The sequence below is a fragment of the Streptomyces sp. NBC_00076 genome (assembly GCF_045041235.1).
Taxonomy (GTDB): Bacteria; Actinomycetota; Actinomycetes; order Streptomycetales; family Streptomycetaceae; genus Streptomyces.
The window spans coordinates 6,302,074-6,322,230 of record NZ_CP108242.1; the positions used below are offsets into that span (position 1 = coordinate 6,302,074).

General features: G+C 68.6%; 21 protein-coding genes and 3 tRNA genes. 19 read left to right on the plus strand and 5 right to left on the minus strand.

Annotation, left to right across the window (positions count from 1 at the left end):
• Positions 1-820 precede the first annotated feature (820 nt).
• Both OHA64_RS28780 and OHA64_RS28785 read left to right on the plus strand, forming a co-directional pair.
• Positions 821-2,374: an alpha/beta fold hydrolase gene (locus OHA64_RS28780; RefSeq protein WP_405617858.1), complete on the plus strand. Its 1,554-nt coding sequence runs from the start codon at positions 821-823 to the stop codon at positions 2,372-2,374.
• A 110-nt stretch (positions 2,375-2,484) separates the two neighbouring features.
• Complete coding sequence (locus OHA64_RS28785) at positions 2,485-2,697, plus strand: hypothetical protein (protein ID WP_405617861.1); 213 nt, start codon at positions 2,485-2,487, stop codon at positions 2,695-2,697.
• Here the strand turns inward: OHA64_RS28785 and OHA64_RS28790 are convergent.
• From OHA64_RS28790 to OHA64_RS28800, 3 genes are all read right to left on the minus strand, one after another.
• Complete coding sequence (locus tag OHA64_RS28790; RefSeq protein WP_405617864.1) at positions 2,694-3,104, minus strand: nuclear transport factor 2 family protein; 411 nt, start codon at positions 3,102-3,104, stop codon at positions 2,694-2,696. The genes OHA64_RS28785 and OHA64_RS28790 overlap by 4 nt on opposite strands.
• A 2-nt stretch (positions 3,105-3,106) precedes the next feature.
• Positions 3,107-3,763, minus strand: coding sequence for an SDR family oxidoreductase (locus tag OHA64_RS28795; RefSeq protein ID WP_405617866.1), 657 nt, complete (start codon positions 3,761-3,763; stop codon positions 3,107-3,109).
• 213 nt (positions 3,764-3,976) lie between these two features.
• Positions 3,977-5,278 carry an amidohydrolase family protein gene (locus OHA64_RS28800; protein ID WP_405617868.1) on the minus strand — a complete coding sequence of 434 codons (1,302 nt, stop codon included), beginning with the start codon at positions 5,276-5,278 and terminating at the stop codon, positions 3,977-3,979.
• 248 nt (positions 5,279-5,526) lie between these two features.
• Here OHA64_RS28800 and OHA64_RS28805 point away from each other — a divergent pair.
• The 8 genes from OHA64_RS28805 to OHA64_RS28840 all read left to right on the plus strand — a co-directional run bounded on the left by OHA64_RS28805 (position 5,527) and on the right by OHA64_RS28840 (position 10,653).
• Positions 5,527-5,599 (plus strand) — tRNA-Thr (locus OHA64_RS28805).
• A 46-nt stretch (positions 5,600-5,645) separates the two neighbouring features.
• Positions 5,646-5,718 (plus strand) — tRNA-Met (locus tag OHA64_RS28810).
• Between the two features lie 88 nt (positions 5,719-5,806).
• Positions 5,807-5,971, plus strand: a complete 165-nt coding sequence (gene rpmG / locus OHA64_RS28815; RefSeq protein ID WP_018834916.1) for a 50S ribosomal protein L33 — start codon at positions 5,807-5,809, stop codon at positions 5,969-5,971.
• Between the two features lie 112 nt (positions 5,972-6,083).
• Entirely contained in the window at positions 6,084-6,536 is a 453-nt protein-coding gene (locus OHA64_RS28820; RefSeq protein ID WP_405617870.1) for a MaoC family dehydratase N-terminal domain-containing protein, read from the plus strand.
• 4 nt (positions 6,537-6,540) lie between these two features.
• A complete protein-coding gene (locus OHA64_RS28825; protein ID WP_405617872.1) occupies positions 6,541-6,969 on the plus strand; it encodes a MaoC family dehydratase in 429 nt (142 codons plus the stop codon).
• Between the two features lie 124 nt (positions 6,970-7,093).
• Complete coding sequence (locus OHA64_RS28830; RefSeq protein ID WP_405617874.1) at positions 7,094-7,663, plus strand: TetR/AcrR family transcriptional regulator; 570 nt, start codon at positions 7,094-7,096, stop codon at positions 7,661-7,663.
• 94 nt (positions 7,664-7,757) lie between these two features.
• Complete coding sequence (locus OHA64_RS28835) at positions 7,758-9,203, plus strand: MFS transporter (RefSeq protein WP_405617877.1); 1,446 nt, start codon at positions 7,758-7,760, stop codon at positions 9,201-9,203.
• A gap of 394 nt (positions 9,204-9,597) precedes the next feature.
• The gene (locus tag OHA64_RS28840; protein WP_405617879.1) at positions 9,598-10,653 is read left to right on the plus strand and encodes a UDP-N-acetylmuramate dehydrogenase; all 1,056 of its coding nucleotides are present in this window, start codon (positions 9,598-9,600) and stop codon (positions 10,651-10,653) included.
• Between the two features lie 72 nt (positions 10,654-10,725).
• On the opposite strand, the gene OHA64_RS28845 is transcribed toward OHA64_RS28840, so the two are convergent.
• Both OHA64_RS28845 and OHA64_RS28850 read right to left on the minus strand, forming a co-directional pair.
• Positions 10,726-11,766: an adenosine deaminase gene (locus OHA64_RS28845; RefSeq protein WP_405617881.1), complete on the minus strand. Its 1,041-nt coding sequence runs from the start codon at positions 11,764-11,766 to the stop codon at positions 10,726-10,728.
• Positions 11,767-11,943: 177 nt separating this feature from the next.
• A complete protein-coding gene (locus OHA64_RS28850; protein ID WP_405617883.1) occupies positions 11,944-13,170 on the minus strand; it encodes a pyridoxal phosphate-dependent aminotransferase in 1,227 nt (408 codons plus the stop codon).
• 250 nt (positions 13,171-13,420) lie between these two features.
• On the opposite strand from OHA64_RS28850, the gene OHA64_RS28855 reads away from it, so the two are divergent.
• The 9 genes from OHA64_RS28855 (at position 13,421) to rplL (ending at position 19,570) form a co-directional block, all read left to right on the plus strand.
• A tRNA-Trp gene (locus tag OHA64_RS28855) sits at positions 13,421-13,493 on the plus strand.
• Positions 13,494-13,603: 110 nt separating this feature from the next.
• Positions 13,604-13,888, plus strand: a complete 285-nt coding sequence (secE, locus tag OHA64_RS28860; RefSeq protein WP_362451301.1) for a preprotein translocase subunit SecE — start codon at positions 13,604-13,606, stop codon at positions 13,886-13,888.
• Positions 13,889-13,969: 81 nt separating this feature from the next.
• Positions 13,970-14,866 carry a transcription termination/antitermination protein NusG gene (gene nusG / locus OHA64_RS28865; protein WP_405617885.1) on the plus strand — a complete coding sequence of 299 codons (897 nt, stop codon included), beginning with the start codon at positions 13,970-13,972 and terminating at the stop codon, positions 14,864-14,866.
• Between the two features lie 176 nt (positions 14,867-15,042).
• Entirely contained in the window at positions 15,043-15,477 is a 435-nt protein-coding gene (gene rplK, locus OHA64_RS28870; RefSeq protein WP_016645192.1) for a 50S ribosomal protein L11, read from the plus strand.
• A gap of 107 nt (positions 15,478-15,584) precedes the next feature.
• Positions 15,585-16,310, plus strand: coding sequence for a 50S ribosomal protein L1 (gene rplA / locus OHA64_RS28875; protein ID WP_405617887.1), 726 nt, complete (start codon positions 15,585-15,587; stop codon positions 16,308-16,310).
• Between the two features lie 129 nt (positions 16,311-16,439).
• Positions 16,440-17,285: a hypothetical protein gene (locus tag OHA64_RS28880; protein WP_405617889.1), complete on the plus strand. Its 846-nt coding sequence runs from the start codon at positions 16,440-16,442 to the stop codon at positions 17,283-17,285.
• Positions 17,286-17,385: 100 nt separating this feature from the next.
• On the plus strand, positions 17,386-18,237 hold the full coding sequence (locus tag OHA64_RS28885; RefSeq protein WP_405624152.1) for a DUF1396 domain-containing protein: 852 nt from the start codon (positions 17,386-17,388) through the stop codon (positions 18,235-18,237).
• Between the two features lie 303 nt (positions 18,238-18,540).
• Complete coding sequence (rplJ, locus tag OHA64_RS28890) at positions 18,541-19,071, plus strand: 50S ribosomal protein L10 (protein ID WP_405617892.1); 531 nt, start codon at positions 18,541-18,543, stop codon at positions 19,069-19,071.
• Between the two features lie 112 nt (positions 19,072-19,183).
• Entirely contained in the window at positions 19,184-19,570 is a 387-nt protein-coding gene (rplL, locus tag OHA64_RS28895; RefSeq protein ID WP_405617894.1) for a 50S ribosomal protein L7/L12, read from the plus strand.
• The last annotated feature ends 587 nt before the right edge of the window (positions 19,571-20,157 follow it).

Genomic DNA, 20,157 nt, shown 5'->3' on the forward strand with positions numbered 1-20,157 from the left:
GCATGTGGTCAGTCCGGGGAGGTATGAGGGCTCTCCAGAGCTACCGGGGTTGGCCCTGACCCATTCCACGGTCTGCGGGCTCTCGCAGCGCGGACACGGTTCCGACTCGTACTCGTGCGTCTCGGCCTTGGTGTATTCGCGGTCTTCGCTCATGTCTCCACGGTAGGACTACATATGCGCCGACGAATCTTGAAGCGTGCGTCACCCGCGGTGGTGAGCTGGACTGTCCTGTTGGGTCGAGAGGTAGCCAACGCGATACAGGACAGAAGGTAGGTTCGGCGGCGCCTCCCCCAGGTGGCCCCCGCACTGGTACGCCTCTGACGTTTTCGCAGGTCACGGACGGCAGGGGCGGCCCGCTGTAAATCTGCCGGCTCAGCCTTCCCAGGTTCGAATCCTGGCGCCGCCACACGGGAACAAAGGGCCCGTGACCTGCGTACATCGCAGGTCACGGGCCCTTTGTCATGCGCGCCGGGAATCGACGCACGGTGGCGATTGATCGTGTACTGCGCCGTCTGCGAGCTCGGGCGATGCCGGGGCGAGTCTCAAGACCCTTTGCGGCTCGGCGGTGTGTCGGTGGCCGCAGTGGCGTCAGGCCTCTCGGATCGACACCGCCCGGACCCTGGCGCGGGCCACACCAAGTCCGGGGAAGACTCGGGGGCCGGGGGGCAACCCCTGAGACGCCACCCGGAGGACAACCCTGACCACGTCCCGGTGCCTTCCCTGATTCCCGTCTCGAACGGTTGTGACCCCGTAGGCCCGCTGTCAGGTTCGACCAGGGGCAACCCCGTGATCCGCTTGATGAGACCTCGGGAAGGACTTCATGAAACCGCTCTTCAGGGCGCTCACCGGAGTGCTGGCCGCTGGAGTACTCGCCGGAGTGTCGATGCCGGGCGTGGAGGCGGCGGACGCCGGCCCTCCGGGCAGAGGCCCGACGACACAGGACGCCATCGACTGGAAACCGTGCCCCAAGGACGCAACAAAGACCGCCACCAAGGACGCCACAGTGGAATGCGGGACCCTGCGCCTGCCCGTCGACTGGGCCCGCCCGGCCGGTGAGCAGTTCGATCTCGCGGTGGCCCGCCGCAAGGCGATCGATCCGGATCGCCGGGTAGGCGTGCTGCTGGTCAACCCGGGTGGACCGGGCGATTCGGGCGTGGACTTCGCCGTACGGCGTGCCACGTCCCACTTCAGTGCGGACGTTCAGGAGAGGTTCGACATCGTCGGGTTCGACCCACGGGGGGTCGGAGGCAGCCAACCGGTCAAGTGCTCAACCCAGTTGCTGGCCCAAGCGCCGTCGGCCTACCCCCGTAACCAGACGGAGTTCGATCAACTCGCCGCGTACAACCGGGCATTACGCCAGGACTGCCGACGGCACAGCGGTCCGGTCTTCGACCACGCCGACACCCTGAGCGTCGTCCGGGACATGGACGCGATCCGCAGGTCGCTGGGCGAGAAGAAGATCAACTACTTCGGCCACTCCTACGGCACGCTGATCGGCGAGCAGTACGCGGAGCAGTACGGCGACCGGATCCGGACCATGGCCCTCACCGCGAACATCGACCACAGCCTCGGCGCCCGGGAGTTCCTCGTCTCGTCGGCGGCCACAGCGGAGGACTCGTTCCGCCAGTTCGTGAAGTGGTGTGGATCCACCAACTCGTGTGCCCTGCACGGCAGGGACGTCACCGCCGTATGGGACGACCTGCTCGCCAGGGCCGACCGAGGGGAGATACACGATCCGGAGAGCCCTGACCAGGTTCTCACCGCGCACGCCATCGCCTTCAAGGTCTTCAAGGAGTACCTCTACGGCCCGGACTGGGACGAGCTGGCCACATATCTGGCCGGCCTCGCCGCACAGGAACAGCAACAAGCCGCACAGGAACAGCAACAACAGGAGCCGTCGCCTCAACCCCGGACACCGCAGGGAGCCGGGGAGCAGACGCGCCCGGAACCCTTCTACGCGGTGTTCTGCCAGGACTGGCGGTTCCGGCCGAAGAACTACCAGGAGTACGCCAGTCTGACCGAAGCCGAACTGCGGGCCGCACCGCACCTACGCGGCTCTCCACGCGTACACGTGGCGGTGGCCGGGTGCGTCGGCTGGCCGAACAAGGTGAACAACCCGCAACACCGCCTGCGCATCACCGCGGCACCCAAGATTCTCATGCTGCACTCGCTGCACGATCCGGCGAACAACTACGCGTGGGCGACCAATGTGCACCGGCAGACACGCAGGACCACCGTCCTGCTGCCGTACGAGGGTGCGGGACACAGCGTCTACGGACGCAGCGACTGCACACGCGACGCCGTGGACGACTACCTGACGCAGCGGAGACTCCCGAGCTCCGGGAGCCGCTGTGCCCCCGCCGAGAAGAACTGATCGCAAGGAACAGGACAGCGGCCGAACGGCAGCCCAAGGCACACGCCTGTGGGCCAGGCTCCGGCCGCACCATTCCGCGAAGCCTTACCGCGAGCGGGCACACTGATCCCATGTCCACGCGTCGCAGACACTGTCCCGAATGCCGTCGCGAGATCGCCGTCGTCGCCGGACGCTTCGCGCGGCACGACCCGCCCGGCGCACGCGAGACCGGCGAGCTCATCTCCTGCCCCGGGTCCAGACGGCAGGCCGAACTCGGGGCGGCGCAGCCCATGTTGGACGGCTACGCCGTCCCCGAGTTCCCCGGGCAACTTCCCTTGTTCTAGGCGGAGTTCACGGGCGGGTTCGCGGATTCCGGGGGCCCGCCCCGCACATCCATCCGCGTCACCAGCCCGTCCCCGCCGAACCGGTACACATGCTCGACCGTTCCGGCCCAGTGCTCCCCGCCCGCGTCCCGCATCCCCTGCCGAACGGTCGCCACCACCGCGTCGCCGTCCCCGTCGAGCCGCAGCGCCTCCAGCCGTACGAGGGGATGGCCGGCCGCGAACTGCCGCGACCAGTACGCCCGCACCTCGTCATGGCCGCGCAGCCGGACCCCGTCCAGTACGTTCGGCCAGTTCACGTCCGGCGCCAGGCAGCGCGCGACGAACGAGTCCCGCTCGTCGGTCGAGAAGAGCTCGTACATCCGCCGCAGCAGCGCCTCCCGCTCCGCGGGCACCCCTTCGGCGGCCAACGTCAGTTTCCCGCCACCGACTTGACCGCCACCGACACCGGCGTCGATCCGCCGACCAGCTCCAGGACCAGACCGGCCGTCGCCGACGTGTCCAGCAACTCCTTCAGCACGGCGGCCACGTCGTCGCGCGGCACCGCACCCCGTCCCGTGTGCGCCTCCAGGCGTACGAGTCCGGTACCGGCGTCGTTCGTCAGCGAACCGGGGCGCAGGATCGTCCAGTCCAGGCCGTCCAGACCGGTCACGTACGCGTCGGCCTCGCCCTTGGCCCGCTGGTACACGTCGAACACCTCGTCGCCCTCGTGCGCCGGATCCGCGCCCATGGACGACACGACGACATGGCGCCGTACGCCCGCCCGAACCGCCGCGTCCGCGAACAGCACCGCCGCACCCCGGTCCACCGTGTCCTTGCGGCCCACGCCGCTACCCGGGCCGGCACCCGCCGCGAAGACCGCCGCGTCCGCGCCCCGCAGGCGCTCCGCGACCTCCTCCACCGAGGCCGATTCCAGGTCCAGCAGCACCGGTTCGGCGCCCGCCTGCCGCAGATCGTCGCCCTGTTCGGCGTGGCGGATGATCCCCGCGACCTCGTCCCCGCGCGCGGCGAGCAACCGCTCCAGCCGCAGCGCGATCTGACCATGACCACCAGCGATGACAATGCGCATGCCTTCGACCGTACGCCCGCACGACCGCATCCGCCGAACAACTTCGGCCACGCCTCAGGGCACACACAAAAGGCGCACATACGAGCACGCACTGGGCGCGCACGGCCGCGCACACCGACCCCACAGAGCACCCAGCCTGAAGCACCCAGCCTGAAGCACCCAGCCTGAAGCACCCAGCCCAGTCCCAGCAGGTGCGCCCCACGCCCCCACGCCCTACGGCAGCCCCCCGCGCCCCTGCCTCGGCAGCCCCGACTCCGTCGCCGCGACCGAGCTGCAGTACTCCCGTACGGCGCTCGTCCGCGCCACCACCCGCCCCCGATGGATCACGATCCGGCTGTACGCCAGGGACAGCGCCCCCGCCAGCCGGTCGCCCCGCAACGCCAGCAGCTCGGCCGGGAAGCCCGCCTCCACCCGAACCTTCGGGAGCCCCAGCACCGCACGCGCGGACGCGCTCACCGCGTCGTACGCGTCCTCGGGCCGCAGAGCGTCGCGGGACGCCAACAGATACGCGGCCTCCAGGGGATCGCCGCGCCCCACCGGATTCGACACGTCGCGCAGGGCGCCGCTTCCGGCAGCCACCCGCACCCCGGCGGCACGCAACAGCCGTACCGGAGCCGTGCCCCGCCGCTCCACACCCCCGCAGCCGCCCTGCGGCAGGCACACCACCGCCACACCGGCCGCCGCCAGCTGGTCGGCGGTCCGGGAGGCCACGTCGGCGGGCAGCCGGTCCAGCCCGCCGCACGGGGTGAGGGCCACCCCGGGGCGCAACCCGCCGGCCATCGCCGAGATCCGGGCCAGCCGGGCCGGGTCGGTGGCGTCGGTGTGCAGGTCGACCGGGCAGCCGTGCTCGGAGGCCACCTCCAGGACCGCCTCCACATAGCCCGTCGGATCGGGGTCCAGATCAGGACAGCCGCCCACCACCGAGGCGCCCATCTTCAACGCGTCCCGCAGCATCGCGAGCCCGTCGGCACCGGCCACCCCGGTCAGCATCCTCGGCATCGCCACCGTCGTCAGCTCGGTCAGCCCGCGCAGCGACCGCCGTGCCTGCAGTACGGCGGCCAGCGCGCCGAGACCCTGGACGTCGCCCACCCGCACGTGCGCCCGTACGGCGGTCGCCCCGTGCCCCAGCTGTAGCAGCGCCGCCTCCGTGGCCCGGCGCTGGACGTCCTCGGTGTCGTACGAGACCGGTCCCTCGTCGTCGGCCGACAGCGCGGTGTCGCCGTGGGCGTGCGGCTCGGCCGGGGCCGGCAGGAGCAGATAACCGCCTAGGTCCACTCGCGTGCCGAAAGGGCGCGTCCCGCCCGCATCAAGGCTCCCGACCGTGCCGACCGCCTCGATGCGCCCCCCGACCAGCCGTACGTCCACGGTCCGGCCGTCGGTGAGTCGCGCTCCGCAGAGCAGGAGGGCGGCGCCCGCGGCTGAGCCGTGGTCGGACGCGGCCCTTGACGCGGAACCCGAGGAACCGGACGCGGAACCCGACGACGAGTGCGGCGGCTGCGGCTGGCTGTCGGGCATCGCGCTCCAGGGGTTCGGGGCTGCGCAAGCTCGGGGACTGCGCAAGGCACGCAAGATCACTCAGAGTGAACCGAGCCTAGGGTGGCGACAGGCTCCCGACGGGGAGGAGCGAAATAGTCGTACTGGTGTGGCCCGCCGTGCCGGTGAGGCCTCCGAAGCTCCTGGGAGGAGCGCGGAACAGGCCGTGACGGGGGCCGCGAAACGGATTTGGGCGAACGGCTGCCGAGCGTGTAATGTCTTCATCGCTCGCCCCAATAGCTCAGTCGGCAGAGCGTCTCCATGGTAAGGAGAAGGTCTACGGTTCGATTCCGTATTGGGGCTCTGGTGTGAAAGGTTCCCGTCGACAGGCGGGACCCGATCGCATCTCAGCGGTGTAGCTCAGTCGGTAGAGCAAGCGGCTCATAATCGCTGTGTCACCGGTTCAAGTCCGGTCACCGCTACTGACAGTAGCCGATTGTGGGGTCGGTCCTTCGATCGGCTACTCTTCTATGCGTTAATCGTCCTATCTGTTCGTCAAGGAGCACTCCTGTGGCTGCCACCGACGTCCGCCCGAAGATCACGCTGGCCTGCGTGGAGTGCAAGGAGCGGAACTACATCACCAAGAAGAACCGGCGTAACAACCCGGATCGAATGGAGATGAAGAAGCACTGCCCGCGTTGCAACGCGCACACCGCGCACCGCGAGACGCGATAAATCAGGCTCGTACATGAGGCCGCCCCCGCACTCGGGGGGCGGCCTCATGTCGTTCCGGTCCCGGTTACCGGCCGGTCAACCGCAGCAGAGATCGATCAGGAGGTGCCGGGCCATGGCGCTCGATCAGTCCTTCGTGGGGCGGACCTATCCGCCCACCGAGCCCTACGAGGTGGGCCGGGAGAAGATCCGTGAGTTCGCCGAGGCTGTTGGGGAGACCAACCCGGCGTACACGGATCCGGAGGCCGCCAAAGCGTTCGGGCACCCCGATGTGATCGCCCCGCCGACCTTCGTGTTCTCGATCACCTTCAGGGCCGCGGGCCAGGTCGTCCAGGACCCCCAGCTCGGCCTGGACTACAGCCGTGTGGTGCACGGCGACCAGAAGTTCGCCTACGTCCGCCCGGTGCGGGCCGGCGACCGGCTCACCGTCACCTCGACCATCGAGGCCGTCAAGTCCATGGCCGGCAACGACATCCTGGACATCCGCGGCGTGGTCCACGACGAGGCCGGCGAGCACGTGGTGACCGCCTGGACCAAGCTGGTCGCCCGCGCGGCCGAGGAGGCGTGAGCAGATGACCGCCAAGATCGCGTACGTCGATGTCGAGGTCGGCACCGAACTGCCCGCCCAGTCCTTCGCCGTGACCCGCGACACCCTCGTCCGGTACGCGGGCGCGTCCGGGGACTTCAACCCGATCCACTGGAACGAGAAGTTCGCCAAGGAGGTCGGGCTCCCGGACGTCATCGCGCACGGCATGTTCACCATGGCCGAGGCGATCCGCGTGGTCACCGACTGGACCGGCGACCCCGGCGCGGTCGTCGAGTACGGCGTCCGCTTCACCAGGCCCGTCGTCGTCCCGAACGACGACCAGGGCGCCACGATCGAGGTCAGCGGCAAGGTCGCGGTCAAGCTCGACGACAACACCGTGCGCGTGGACCTCACGGCGACCAGCGCCGGACAGAAGGTCCTCGGCATGTCCCGGGCGGTCGTGCGACTGGCCTGAGCGTGCGCGTGAAGTGAGTAAGGGGCGTCCTCCACGGGTGGGCGCCCCTTACCCGTTCGGGACTCTCCCGGCGTCTGTGCAAGGCCCCTTGACATAGTTAGTGATTGAGTACTAACTTTCTCGCATGGTCAGGATGAGCGCAGAAGAGAGGCGCGAGAGTGTCATCCGTGCGGCGATGAGCGAGTTCGGCCGCGGGGGTTACTACGGCACGTCGACCGAGGCGATCGCCAAACGGGTCGGTGTCTCGCAGCCGTATCTCTTCCGGCTCTTTCCGGGCAAGAAGGCGATCTTCCTCGCGGCGGCCGAGCGTTGCGTGGAGGACACCATCAGCACCTTCGCAGAGGCTGCCGAGGGGCTCGAGGGTGAAGAGGCCCTGCATGCCATGGCGAACGCGTACACCAAGGTCATCGCGGAGCGGCCCGAGAGGCTGATGATGCAGATGCAGATGTACGTCGCCGTGGCCGCCGCCGAGGAGGCCGGTGAGCACGAGTTCGGCGAGGCGGTACGGGCCGGCTGGATGCGGCTGTGGGACACCGTCCATCTGCCCCTCGGTGCCGACGTCGACGACACGACGACGTTCCTGGCGTACGGAATGCTCGTCAACTGCCTGGTGTCGATGGGCTTTCCGCCCGAGCACCGGGTCTGGGAAGGGCTTTATCCGTCGGCGCGGATCAAGGGCCAACTGGAGAAGTAGCAAAGACCGAGCAGGGCATCGAGGGCGCTTTTCTGGGCGCGAAAGTTAGTCATCAATAACTAACCGATCTTGAAGATCACTCTCTGGGGGAGAGATGTCACAACGGACCGCACGTCGTGGAGGGGCCGTCTGGGCCCTCGTCATCACCAGTGTCGCCGGGTTCATGGCCGCCCTGGACAATCTCGTCGTCACCACCGCCCTGCCTTCCATCCGAAAGGACCTCGGGGGAGGGCTGGACGACCTGGAATGGACCGTGAGTGCCTACACGCTCACCTTCGCCGTCTTCCTGATGTTCGGCGCGGCGCTCGGCGACCGATTCGGCCGCCGCCGGCTCTTCATCATCGGCACCGCCGTGTTCACCGCGGCGTCCGCCGCCGCGGCCATGGCGTCCGGCATCGACACCCTCATCGCCGCCCGCGCCGTCCAGGGCGTCGGTGCGGCGATCATGATGCCCCTGACGCTGACCCTCCTGACGGCCGCAGTGCCCGTCGCCAGGCGCGGGATGGCGTACGGCATCTGGGGCGCGGTCAACGGCCTCGCGGTGGCCTCCGGACCCCTCATCGGCGGCAGCCTCACCGAGCACGTCTCCTGGCACTGGATCTTCTGGCTGAATGTCCCGCTGGGCATCGCCCTGCTGCCCCTCGCCCGCCTCCGCCTCGCCGAGTCCCACGGCGCCGGCGCGCCCCTCGACATCCCCGGCACCCTGCTCGCCAGCGGAGGCCTCTTCGGCGTCGTCTACGGACTCGTCCGCAGCCCCGTCGACGGCTGGACCAGCCCCCTGGTCCTGACCGGCCTGATCGCGGGCGCCGCACTGCTTGCCGGCTTCGTCCACCACGGCATCCACAACAAGAACCCCATGCTGCCGATGCGGCTGTTCCGGAACCGCGCCTTCACCGGCATCAACATCGCCAGTCTGCTGATGTTCCTCGGGATGTTCGGGTCGATCTTCCTGCTCAGCCAGTACATGCAGGGCGTGCTCGGCTACTCGCCCACCGAGGCGGGCCTGCGGATGCTGCCCTGGACCGGCATGCCGATGCTCGTCGCCCCGATCGCAGGCGTCCTCTCCGACCGCATCGGCGGCCGCCCGGTCGTCGCCGCCGGTCTCTTCCTGCAGGCAGCAGGCCTCGGCTGGATGGCCTCCGTCGTCACCGCCGACGCCTCCTACTCGATCCAGCTGCCCGGCCTGATCATCAGCGGCATCGGCATGGCGCTGTACTTCGCCCCGGCCGCCAACCTGGTGATGTCCAGCGTCCGTCCCCAGGAACAGGGCATCGCCTCCGGCGCCAACAACGCCCTGCGCGAGGTGGGCGGCGCGCTCGGCATCGCGATCATGGCGTCGATCTTCTCGGCCCAGGGCGGCTACGAGACAGGGCAGACCTTCGTCGACGGCCTGCGACCCGCACTGGTCACAGGCGCGGCGCTGGTCGCTCTCGCGGGAGCCGCGGCACTGCTGATCCCCCGCCGGCACCGCACGGAGAGCACCGCCCAGGAGGCCGCGACCCGCACATCGGTACGGCAACTGGAGTCCATGACCGGCTGACCCCCAGCGGATGCGGCCCCGTCGGCAAGACGGGGCCGCATCCGCCGTACGGCTGGCCCTCGAAAGCCGCTGGCCGGACGGGCCGGAGAATATGGACCGGACGTAGCCCGGCCCGGTGTCACAGTGGTGGCCGGGCCCGCGTACGGCGGGAAGGGGACGGGGCGGGGGTGTCCGCCCGCAGCGGTTGTCGCGTCAACACCGCCCCCTCACTGAGAAACCGATTCCGCGACGTTCCGAGGACGGACACCCCCGTCCCGGCCCCGCCCCACCCCCGAACCGCAGGTGCTACAGCCACCCCCACCGAACCCGCACAGGCGCCGCAGGCATCCCGCCCCCACCGCCGGTGGCACCGCGCCCGCCCCCACCGCGGAAAGCGTCTCGTACTCTTGAGCCCGTGCAGGAACTCCACGACGCCCCCCTCGCCCCACTGACCACCTTCCGCCTCGGCGGCCCCGCCACCCGGCTGGTCACCGCGCAGACCGACGCCGAGGTGATCGCCACCGTCCGCGAGGCCGACGACGCCGGAACGCCGCTGCTGATCATCGGCGGCGGCTCCAACCTGGTCATCGGGGACAAGGGCTTCGAGGGCACCGCACTCGTCATCGCCACCAGAGGCTTCACACTCCAGGGCACCCACCTCGAACTGGCCGCCGGCGAGGTGTGGACCGACGCGGTCGCCCGCACCGTCGAACAAGGACTCGCCGGTGTCGAGTGCCTCGCCGGCATCCCGGGCTCCGCGGGCGCGACCCCCATCCAGAACGTCGGGGCCTACGGCCAGGAAGTCTCGTCGACGATCACAGAAGTCGTCGCCTACGACCGCACCACGCACACCACGGTCACCCTCACCAACGACGAGTGCGCCTTCTCGTACCGCCACAGCCGCTTCAAGGCCGACCCCCAGCGCTACGTCGTCCTGCGCGTCCGCTTCGCCCTGGAGAACGCGAACGGCCTCTCCGGCCCCATCAAGTACGCCGAGACCGCCCGAGCCCTCGGCGTCGAACCCGGCGACCGCGTGCCGCTGCCCGCCGCCCGCGAGACCGTGCTCAAGCTCCGCTCCGGCAAGGGCATGGTCCTCGACTCCGAGGACCACGACACCTGGTCCGCCGGCTCCTTCTTCACCAATCCGATCCTCACCGACGAGGAGTTCGCCGGGTTCCACGCGCGCGTGCGGGCCCGGCTCGGCGAGGACGTACAGCCGCCCGCGTACCCGGCCGGGAACGGCCACACCAAGACCTCCGCCGCCTGGCTGATCGACAAGGCCGGCTTCACCAAGGGCTACGGCACCGGCCCGGCGCGCATCTCCACCAAGCACACCCTCGCCCTCACCAACCGGGGCAAGGCCACCACGGAGGACCTCCTCGCACTGGCCCGGGAGGTTGTCACAGGCGTCCACGACGCTTTCGGCATCACCCTGGTCAACGAGCCGGTGACAGTCGGCGTAAGCCTCTGAGAGAGCCCCCGCCCCCGGCACCACGGACCCTCAGAACAACTCCGTGGACCCTCAGAACATCCGTACGCGGCCTCAGGCGACCGGCCCGCTGAGCCAGGCATCGACCCCCGCCAACAACCCGGCCCGCACGTCATCCGGTGCCGCCGAAGCCCGAACCGACTGCCGTGCCAGTTCCGCCAGTTCCTGGTCGGTGAAGCCGTGGTGCTCGCGCGCGATCTCGTACTGGGCCGCAACGCGGGAGCCGAACAGCAGCGGGTCGTCGGCGCCCAGGGCCATCGGAACGCCCGCCTCGAAGAGCTTCCGCAGGGGCACGTCCTCAGGCTTCTCGTAAACGCCCAGGGCCACATTCGACGCCGGGCACACCTCGCACGTGACGCCCCGGTCGGCGAGCCGCTTCAGCAGCCGCGGATCCTCCGCCGCACGCACCCCGTGGCCGATCCGGTGTGCGTGAAGGTCGTCGAGGCAGTCCCGCACCGACGCCGGCCCGGTCAACTCACCACCGTGCGGGGCCGACAGAAGGCCACCTTCCCGCGCGATCCCGAACGCCCGGTCGAAGTCCCGCGCCATGCCCCGTCGTTCGTCGTTCGACAGACCGAAGCCGACGACACCCCGGTCCGCGTACCGCACCGCCAGCCGGGCCAGCGTCCGCGCGTCCAGCGGGTGCTTCATACGGTTCGCGGCGACCAGGACACGCATCCCGAGCCCGGTCTCCCGCATCGTCGTGTCCACCGCGTCCAGGATGATCTCCAGAGCCGGGATCAGACCGCCCAGGCGTGGGGCGTACGACGTCGGATCCACCTGGATCTCAAGCCAGCCCGAGCCGTCACGCAGGTCCTCCTCGGCCGCCTCCCGCACCAGTCGCTGGATGTCCTCGGGCTCCTGCACGCACGAGCGTGCCGCGTCGTACAGCCGTTGGAAACGGAACCAGCCCCGTTCGTCCGTAGCCCGCAGTCTCGGCGGTTCCCCACTGGTCAGTGCCTCGGTCAGGGCGTCGGGCAGCCGCACACCGTGCTTGTCGGCCAGTTCCAGCACGGTGGTGGGCCGCATCGACCCGGTGAAGTGCAGGTGCAGATGGGCTTTCGGCAGCTCAGAGACATCACGTACACGCTCCATTCAAAGATCGTGCCGTACGCCCCCACCGTCCCGGTAGCACTTTCCCCTTTAGTGGCATTGCTCGCACAAACAGGCCCCACAAACAGCCCGCACCAACAGTCGGCACAAACGGCCCCGACAACGAAACAGGGCCCCGCCTACGACAACGCGTAGCCGGGGCCCTGCGGCGGACGGTACTCAGTCCCGCGCCTCCGCCAGCAGCTTCTGGATCCGGCTCACGCCCTCGACGAGGTCCTCGTCACCCAGGGCGTAGGACAGCCGCAGATAGCCCGGCGTACCGAAGGCCTCGCCCGGGACGACCGCGACCTCGGACTCCTCGAGGATCAGCGCGGCCAGCTCGACCGTGTCCTGCGGTCGCTTGCCGCGGATCTCCTTGCCGAGCAGGCCCTTCACCGACGGGTACGCGTAGAAGGCGCCCTCGGGCTCGGGGCAGAGCACGCCGTCGATCTCGTTGAGCATCCGCACGATGGTCCGGCGCCGCCGGTCGAAGGCCTCACGCATCTCCGCGACGGCGTCCAGGCCGCCCGACACCGCGGCCAGCGCCGCGACCTGGGCCACGTTCGACACGTTCGACGTGGCGTGCGACTGCAGGTTCGTCGCCGCCTTCACGACGTCCTTCGGGCCGATGATCCAGCCGACCCGCCAGCCCGTCATCGCGTAGGTCTTCGCGACACCGTTGACCACGATGCACTTGTCGCGCAGCTCCGGCAGGATCGCGGGCAGCGAGGTGAACTTGGCGTCGCCGTAGACGAGGTGCTCGTAGATCTCGTCGGTCAGCACCCACAGGCCGTGCTCGACGGCCCAGCGGCCGATCGCCTCGGCGTCCTCGGCGCTGTAGACCGCGCCGGTCGGGTTGGACGGCGACACGAAGAGGACGACCTTCGTCTTCTCCGTACGAGCCGCCTCCAACTGCTCCACGCTCACGCGGTAGCCGGTCGTCTCGTCCGCGACGACGTCCACCGGGACACCGCCGGCCAGCCGGATCGACTCCGGGTACGTCGTCCAGTACGGCGCCGGGACGATGACCTCGTCGCCCGGGTCGAGGATCGCGGCGAAGGCCTCGTAGATCGCCTGCTTGCCACCGTTGGTGACGAGGATCTGCGACGGGTCGACCTCGTAGTTCGAGTCGCGCAGCGTCTTCGCGGCGATCGCGGCCTTCAGCTCGGGCAGACCACCGGCCGGGGTGTAGCGGTGGTACTTCGGGTTCTGGCAGGCCTCGACGGCCGCCTCGACGACGTAGTCCGGGGTCGGGAAGTCGGGCTCACCTGCGCCAAAGCCGATCACCGGCCGCCCGGCGGCCTTGAGGGCCTTGGCCTTGGCGTCCACGGCGAGGGTGGCGGACTCGGAGATCGCGCCGACTCGGGCGGAGACCCGGCGCGCGGTGGGAGGGGTTGCAGCGCTCATGGGCCCCATCGTTTCAGACCGGAAACTTCCCCGGCACGCGGGTTTCACAGACTGAACAACCGCTGAACAACCGTCCGGATTCGGGGCTCACGCTGGGCGATCTTCCGCGGACAACGCCCCTACGCCCACTTTCTGTTCGACCTCCGGGCCCGGAACACGTACACTCTCACCTCGTTGGCCTTCAGCGGGCTGCGCTCAACCGGTGCACACCGAGCACTCGGTCGGATGCGGTACGTTGGGTGGCACACAAAGGGTCGTAGCTCAATTGGTAGAGCACTGGTCTCCAAAACCAGCGGTTGGGGGTTCAAGTCCCTCCGGCCCTGCTACACACACCTTCGCCAGGATGTGTGCACGCATGTACGTACAGCAATGCACCGCCGTGCGGCTCAGACCGGGCGCGGCACGGCCACGACCCGGAATCAGGTGAGGACGAGTGACGGACGCCGTGGGCTCCATCGACATGCCTGATGCCCAGGACGAGGCGCCGGAGTCCAAGAAGACTCGTAAGGGCGGCAAGCGGGCCAAGAAGGGTCCGCTGAAGCGTCTCGCGTTGTTCTACCGCCAGATCGTCGCGGAGCTCCGCAAGGTCGTCTGGCCGTCACGCAGCCAGCTGACGACGTACGCGACCGTGGTGATCGTCTTCGTGCTCGTCATGATCGGCCTTGTGACCGTGATTGACTATGGTCTCGACCACGCCGCCAAGTACGTATTCGGCTGAGCACAGAGCGAAGGGCGCCGCGGTTACCGGCGCCCGTTTTCGCATGTTCCACCCCTATGTATCCAGGAAGAAGCAGCCACCGTGTCTGACCAGAACCTGAACGACGCCATCGAGCCACACGGGCAGGACGTCGAGTCCGTGGAAGACGAGCTCGAGATCGTCGAGGGTGCGGACGAGGACCTGGACGAGGTCGAGGCTGCCGACGCCGACGCGGGCGAGCCCGCGGAGGAAGCCGCGCTCCACGCCGAGGACGAGGGCGACGAAGCCGCCGAGGACGCTGCCGCCGAGGACACCGACGGTGAGCTCGCGGACGAGGCCGGGGAAGCGGAAGAGGCCGAGGAAGAAGAGCCGGCCGAGCCCGTCGACCCCGTGGTCGCCCTGCGCGAGGAACTGCGCACCCTCCCCGGCGAGTGGTACGTCATCCACACCTACGCCGGCTACGAGAACCGCGTGAAGACCAACCTGGAGCAGCGCGCGGTCTCCCTGAACGTCGAGGACTACATCTTCCAGGCCGAGGTGCCGCAGGAAGAGGTCGTCCAGATCAAGAACGGCGACCGCAAGACCATTCGTCAGAACAAGCTCCCCGGCTACGTGCTGGTGCGCATGGACCTGACGAACGAGTCCTGGGGCGTCGTCCGCAACACCCCCGGTGTCACCGGCTTCGTGGGCAACGCCTACGACCCGTACCCGCTGACCCTGGACGAGATCGTCAAGATGCTCGCCCCGGAGGCCGAGGAGAAGGCCGCCCGTGAGGCCGCCGAGGCCGAGGGCAAGCCGGCTCCGGCCCGCAAGGTCGAGGTCCAGGTCCTGGACTTCGAGGTCGGCGACTCGGTCACCGTCACCGACGGCCCGTTCGCCACGCTGCAGGCGACCATCAACGAGATCAACGCCGACTCGAAGAAGGTCAAGGGTCTCGTGGAGATCTTCGGCCGCGAGACGCCGGTCGAGCTGTCCTTCGACCAGATCCAGAAGAACTAGCTCCTCGGGGCTTCTGGGCCTACCGCTTCCGACCAGGTCAGACGGGCTGCCAAAAGCTTGTCTGACCTGCTCGGTTTTTGGCCGCACAGTCATACCCGTTATCGTTGTGCGGTATGCCTACATCCGGGACGCGACCCGGGCGCAGGCACATCCGATTCGAAAGGACCCGGAGAGCAATGCCTCCCAAGAAGAAGAAGGTCACGGGGCTCATCAAGCTCCAGATCCAGGCCGGTGCCGCCAACCCGGCTCCGCCGGTCGGCCCCGCGCTGGGTCAGCACGGCGTCAACATCATGGAGTTCTGCAAGGCCTACAACGCCGCGACCGAGTCGCAGCGTGGCTGGGTGATCCCGGTGGAGATCACGGTCTACGAGGACCGCTCCTTCACCTTCATCACCAAGACCCCGCCGGCCGCCAAGATGATCCTCAAGGCCGCGGGCGTGGAGAAGGGCTCCGGCGAGCCGCACAAGACCAAGGTCGCCAAGATCACCGAGGCGCAGGTCCGCGAGATCGCCACCACCAAGATGCCCGACCTCAACGCCAACGACCTGGACGCCGCGTCGAAGATCATCGCCGGCACCGCGCGTTCCATGGGCATCACGGTCGAGGGCTGAACCCCAGCCCCGTAGCACCTTCGTAGAACCCCATGCGGCCTCGGCCGCACGTGGCAGGGCCTGCTCGGCCCGTACCACGACTCCTTTCAGAACACACAGGAGCAGTTGTGAGCAAGCGCAGCAAGGCTCTCCGCGCTGCGGACGCCAAGATCGACCGGGAGAAGCTGTACGCCCCGCTCGAGGCCGTCCGTCTCGCCAAGGAGACCACCACGACCAAGTTCGACGGCACCGTCGAGGTCGCCTTCCGTCTGGGTGTCGACCCGCGCAAGGCCGACCAGATGGTCCGTGGCACCGTGAACCTCCCGCACGGCACCGGTAAGACCGCCCGGGTCCTGGTCTTCGCGACCGGTGACCGTGCCGAGGCCGCGACCGCCGCGGGCGCCGACATCGTCGGCTCCGACGAGCTCATCGACGAGGTGGCGAAGGGTCGTCTGGACTTCGACGCCGTCGTCGCCACCCCGGACCTCATGGGCAAGGTCGGCCGCCTCGGCCGGGTCCTCGGCCCGCGTGGTCTGATGCCGAACCCGAAGACCGGCACCGTGACCCCGGACGTGGTCAAGGCCGTGACCGAGATCAAGGGTGGCAAGATCGAGTTCCGCGTCGACAAGCACTCGAACCTGCACTTCATCATCGGCAAGTCGTCCTTCGACGACACCAAGCTGGTGGAGAACTACGGCGCGGCCCTGGAGGAGATCCTCCGTCTGAAGCCGTCCGCCGCCAAGGGTCGCTACATCAAGAAGGCCGCGATCAGCACCACGATCGGCCCCGGCATTCCGGTCGACCCGAACCGCACCCGCAACCTCCTCGTCGAAGAGGACCCCGCGGCTGTCTGATCGGTCCGAGCCTTATGGCTCGCCCAGTCATCGACGGGCCTCGCACCTACAAGGTGCGGGGCCCGTTCCCATGTGCGGGGGCTGTGACCTGGGTTAGCGTGCGAACAGGGCAACGGCACAGGGGGACGTATGAAGTGCAGGAACGGGCGCCGTGTCGCTCTCGCGGCCGCGGCCGCGCTGGCGGGGCTGGCCGCCTGCACCTCCTCCGGCTCCTCCGACAAGCCCGAGGGAGCGCGCCGGACAAGCTCCGCGTCCCACGCGGCCCTGCTCCTTGCCGAGCGGTCCACCGACCGCGCCGAGTCGGCCCGGGTACGGTCCACGACCGTCATCGGCACCCAGCTGTCCCTCACAGCCGACGGCGCCCTCGGCTGGGGCCAGGGCCTCACCGGCACGCTGACCATCACGTACACCGGCGGCACGACGGCCGAGACGATGCGCGCGCTCGGCAGCACGTCGATGGAGGCGCGCTATCTGTCCGACGCCTACTACGCGCACATGGGCGACACGTTCGCCGAGAAGGCCGGCGGCAAGCACTGGATCAGGTACGCCTACGACGACCTCGCGGACCTCGGCGGCGGCGCGACCTTCGGCGACCAGATGCGCAACACCACGCCGAACCAGTCGGTGCGGCTGCTGCTCGACTCCGAGGACGTGCGCGAGGTCGGCGAGGAGAAGGTCGACGGACGGGCCACCACGCACTACTCCGGCACGGTGGTCGTGGGTGAGGTGGCCGACGCGCGGCTGCGCAAGCAACTCCAACAGGCGGGCGTCATCACGGAGACCGTGGACATCTGGGTCGACGACCGGGACCTGCTGGTCAAGAAGATCGACAAGGGCAGGACCGCGACCGGTGAGCTGACCCAGACCGCCTACTACAGCGACTACGGCGTGAAGGTCTCCACGCGCAGGCCCCCGCCCGACGACACCGAGGACTTCAGCAACCTGCTGCAGCAGCAAGGCGGTTCGGCCTTCTGAGGCCCCGGGAAATCAGGGGTCCCGCTGCGTCTCCTGGGATACGCTCACGGCCTTGCTGTGAATAGTCCGTGTTCCTTGGGGGGAATCAGTGGTGTCTTTCATACGTTCGTCCGTACGCCGTAAAACCGGCGTTGCCGGCCTCGCCGCCCTGCTCCTCGCCACCGGTGCGGCGGGATGCGGGACGGAGACGTCGCCGAGCATGACGCCGGCCGCGGCCGTCGCCAAGGCGGCGAAGAACACGGAGGGCATCACGTCCTTCCGGTACCGCATGACCGGCCGGGTGCCGGAGGCGGGCCGCATCAAGGCCGAGGCCTCGATGCGCACCAAGCCCACCGTGGCCATGAGCATGAAGATGACGGCGCTCGACCAGGGCGCGGACGGCAGCGCGGAGATCCGGCTCGTCGACAAGGCCATGTACATCGGCGGGGGAGCCGCGGCGGCCAAGGAGATGGACGGCAAGAGCTGGCTCAAGTTCGACATGTCCGGGCTGGGCGACAAGGGCCTCGGCGAGGGCGCGCCGGGCGCGGGCCAGGCCGACCAGAACCCGGCGACCCAGTCCACCTTCCTCACCGGCGCCAAGGACGTGAAGAAGGTCGGCACCGAGACCGTCGAGGGCACCGAGACCACGCGCTATTCCGGCGTCGTCACCCTCGAGGATCTCAAGGCCGCCCTGAAGGACAAGGACAAGGGCAAGGACAAGGCCACCCGCGAGCGGCGCGAGAAGAGCATCAAGCAGTACGACATGCTGGGCGTCGACGAACTGACGATGGACATGTGGGTGGACGGCGACGACCACACCAAGCAGTTCCGCCTGCGGGGCGACGCCGACAAGGGCAAGCTCGACATGACCATCACCTTCCTCGAATACAACAAGCCGGTGAGCGTGACGGCCCCGCCCGCCAAGGACACGATGGACCTCGCCGAGATGATGAAGGAAATGCAGAGCAGCTGATCCGGCGCCGGAAGTCGAGCGGCCGTTCGACCGGATTTGCCTGACGGTGATGCGGTCGCGTACTCTCCTACAGAAGCCAAAGACCGCTGGTCGTTGCCGTGCGCTCGTGAGAGGGCCCGGTGGCCGAAGGATCCGCTGCAAACCGCGGACGACCCGCGTAGGTGACTGTGGAAGTACTCCCGGAGTCCGCTGCTCGCGCTGCGAAAACCGGTCGAGTTACGCCCCGTGCGCCTGCGCCGGGGCGTTTCGTTTCTCCCAGCCCCTTCCGAGCGGTCGTCATCACCCGGAAGGAGGCCGACGCTCATGGCAAGGCCCGACAAGGCTGCCGCGGTAGCCGAGCTCGCGGAGCAGTTCCGTAGCTCGAACGCCGCTGTGCTGACCGAGTACCGGGGTCTCACCGTCGCGCAGCTCAAGAACCTGCGCCGCTCGCTCGGTGAGAACGCCCAGTACGCCGTGGTGAAGAACACGCTGACCAAGATTGCGGCCAACGAGGCCGGGATCTCGACGCTCGACGACCTGTTCAACGGTCCGACGGCAGTTGCCTTCGTCACCGGTGACCCGGTGGAGTCGGCGAAGGGTCTTCGTGACTTCGCCAAGGACAACCCGAACCTCGTCATCAAGGGCGGTGTCCTTGACGGCAAGGTGCTGTCCGCCGACGAGATCAAGAAGCTTGCGGACCTCGAGTCCCGCGAGGTTCTGCTCTCCAAGCTGGCGGGTGCCTTCAAGGGCAAGCAGTCTCAGGCTGCGCAGCTCTTCCAGGCGCTTCCCTCGAAGCTCGTCCGCACCGTGGACGCTCTTCGCGCCAAGCAGGACGAGCAGGGCGGTGCCGAGTAATTCGGCTCGCACAGTGACCGCCGCCTGACGCGGAGGTCGACAGCGGGCCGAACGTACGCCCGCCGACATGTACATCCGGCACCTGCCGAATTGACTGGAAGGATCGCCCATCATGGCGACGAAGCTGTCCCAGGAAGAGCTGCTCGCGCAGTTCGAGACCCTCACCCTCATCGAGCTCTCCGAGTTCGTGAAGGCCTTCGAGGAGAAGTTCGACGTCACCGCCGCCGCGGCCGTCGCCGTTGCCGCTCCGGGCGCCCCGGGCGCTCCGGTCGAGGCCGTTGAGGAGCAGGACGAGTTCGACGTCATCCTCACCGGCGCCGGCGAGAAGAAGATCCAGGTCATCAAGGTCGTGCGTGAGCTGACCTCCCTGGGTCTCAAGGAGGCCAAGGACCTCGTGGACGGCGCCCCGAAGCCCGTTCTCGAGAAGGTCGCCAAGGAGGCCGCTGAGAAGGCCGCCGAGTCCCTCAAGGGCGCCGGCGCCTCCGTCGAGGTCAAGTGACCCCACGGAGTCCGCAGGACTCTCCTGTCGGCTGACACGGTCTCTTTGAGAGGGCTGTAACGCTGACGCGTCGAAGAGCGATCATCCATCCGGGTGGTCGCTCTTCGGCGTTCCGGGGAGCCGGGCGGCGGCAACCTTGCACCGAGGTTCGTGCGGAGTATGGTGATCTTCATCGTGCCTCCTGGCGTCCCCGGTGCGGGCTGTACGTGACGAGCGCAGCACCCGGTTCGGCCAAGGGGGCCTTGACGAACCGCACGCAGCGCGCAATTCTCAGGACGCGTCGTCACAAGGATCCGAATCCGAGGCATGGATCGGCGACGAAGAGGGCAGTATCAACGTGCGTTGAGGACGTGAGCTTGCCGAAGGTGTTGAGAACAACGAGGGTCTCAAAAACCCGCACTGGACATCAGTGTGCCAAGTGGCTACACTGACCCTTTGCGCTGCCTGTTAGCTGTCCCCTGCCCGTCACCAGGGGCATGCCCTCGCTTGAGCACCGACGATCAGACCCAATCCGACCTGGCTCTTTGAGCTGGAGAAGGAAACGGCTGTCTCTGTGTCCTTGAGAGGGACCGGTACGCGCGTAGTGA

Coding starts and splice junctions, on each gene's coding strand:
- OHA64_RS28845 (WP_405617881.1), bottom strand. CDS start 11,766: ATGGAGCGTGTACGTGATGTCTCTGAGCTGCCGAAAGCCCATCTGCAC.
- OHA64_RS28830 (WP_405617874.1), top strand. CDS start 7,094: ATGGTCAGGATGAGCGCAGAAGAGAGGCGCGAGAGTGTCATCCGTGCG.
- OHA64_RS28880 (WP_405617889.1), top strand. CDS start 16,440: ATGAAGTGCAGGAACGGGCGCCGTGTCGCTCTCGCGGCCGCGGCCGCG.
- OHA64_RS28835 (WP_405617877.1), top strand. CDS start 7,758: ATGTCACAACGGACCGCACGTCGTGGAGGGGCCGTCTGGGCCCTCGTC.
- OHA64_RS28800 (WP_405617868.1), bottom strand. CDS start 5,278: ATGCCCGACAGCCAGCCGCAGCCGCCGCACTCGTCGTCGGGTTCCGCG.
- OHA64_RS28780 (WP_405617858.1), top strand. CDS start 821: ATGAAACCGCTCTTCAGGGCGCTCACCGGAGTGCTGGCCGCTGGAGTA.
- OHA64_RS28795 (WP_405617866.1), bottom strand. CDS start 3,763: ATGCGCATTGTCATCGCTGGTGGTCATGGTCAGATCGCGCTGCGGCTG.
- OHA64_RS28820 (WP_405617870.1), top strand. CDS start 6,084: ATGGCGCTCGATCAGTCCTTCGTGGGGCGGACCTATCCGCCCACCGAG.
- rplL (WP_405617894.1), top strand. CDS start 19,184: ATGGCGACGAAGCTGTCCCAGGAAGAGCTGCTCGCGCAGTTCGAGACC.
- rplJ (WP_405617892.1), top strand. CDS start 18,541: ATGGCAAGGCCCGACAAGGCTGCCGCGGTAGCCGAGCTCGCGGAGCAG.
- OHA64_RS28825 (WP_405617872.1), top strand. CDS start 6,541: ATGACCGCCAAGATCGCGTACGTCGATGTCGAGGTCGGCACCGAACTG.
- rplK (WP_016645192.1), top strand. CDS start 15,043: ATGCCTCCCAAGAAGAAGAAGGTCACGGGGCTCATCAAGCTCCAGATC.
- OHA64_RS28785 (WP_405617861.1), top strand. CDS start 2,485: ATGTCCACGCGTCGCAGACACTGTCCCGAATGCCGTCGCGAGATCGCC.
- OHA64_RS28850 (WP_405617883.1), bottom strand. CDS start 13,170: ATGAGCGCTGCAACCCCTCCCACCGCGCGCCGGGTCTCCGCCCGAGTC.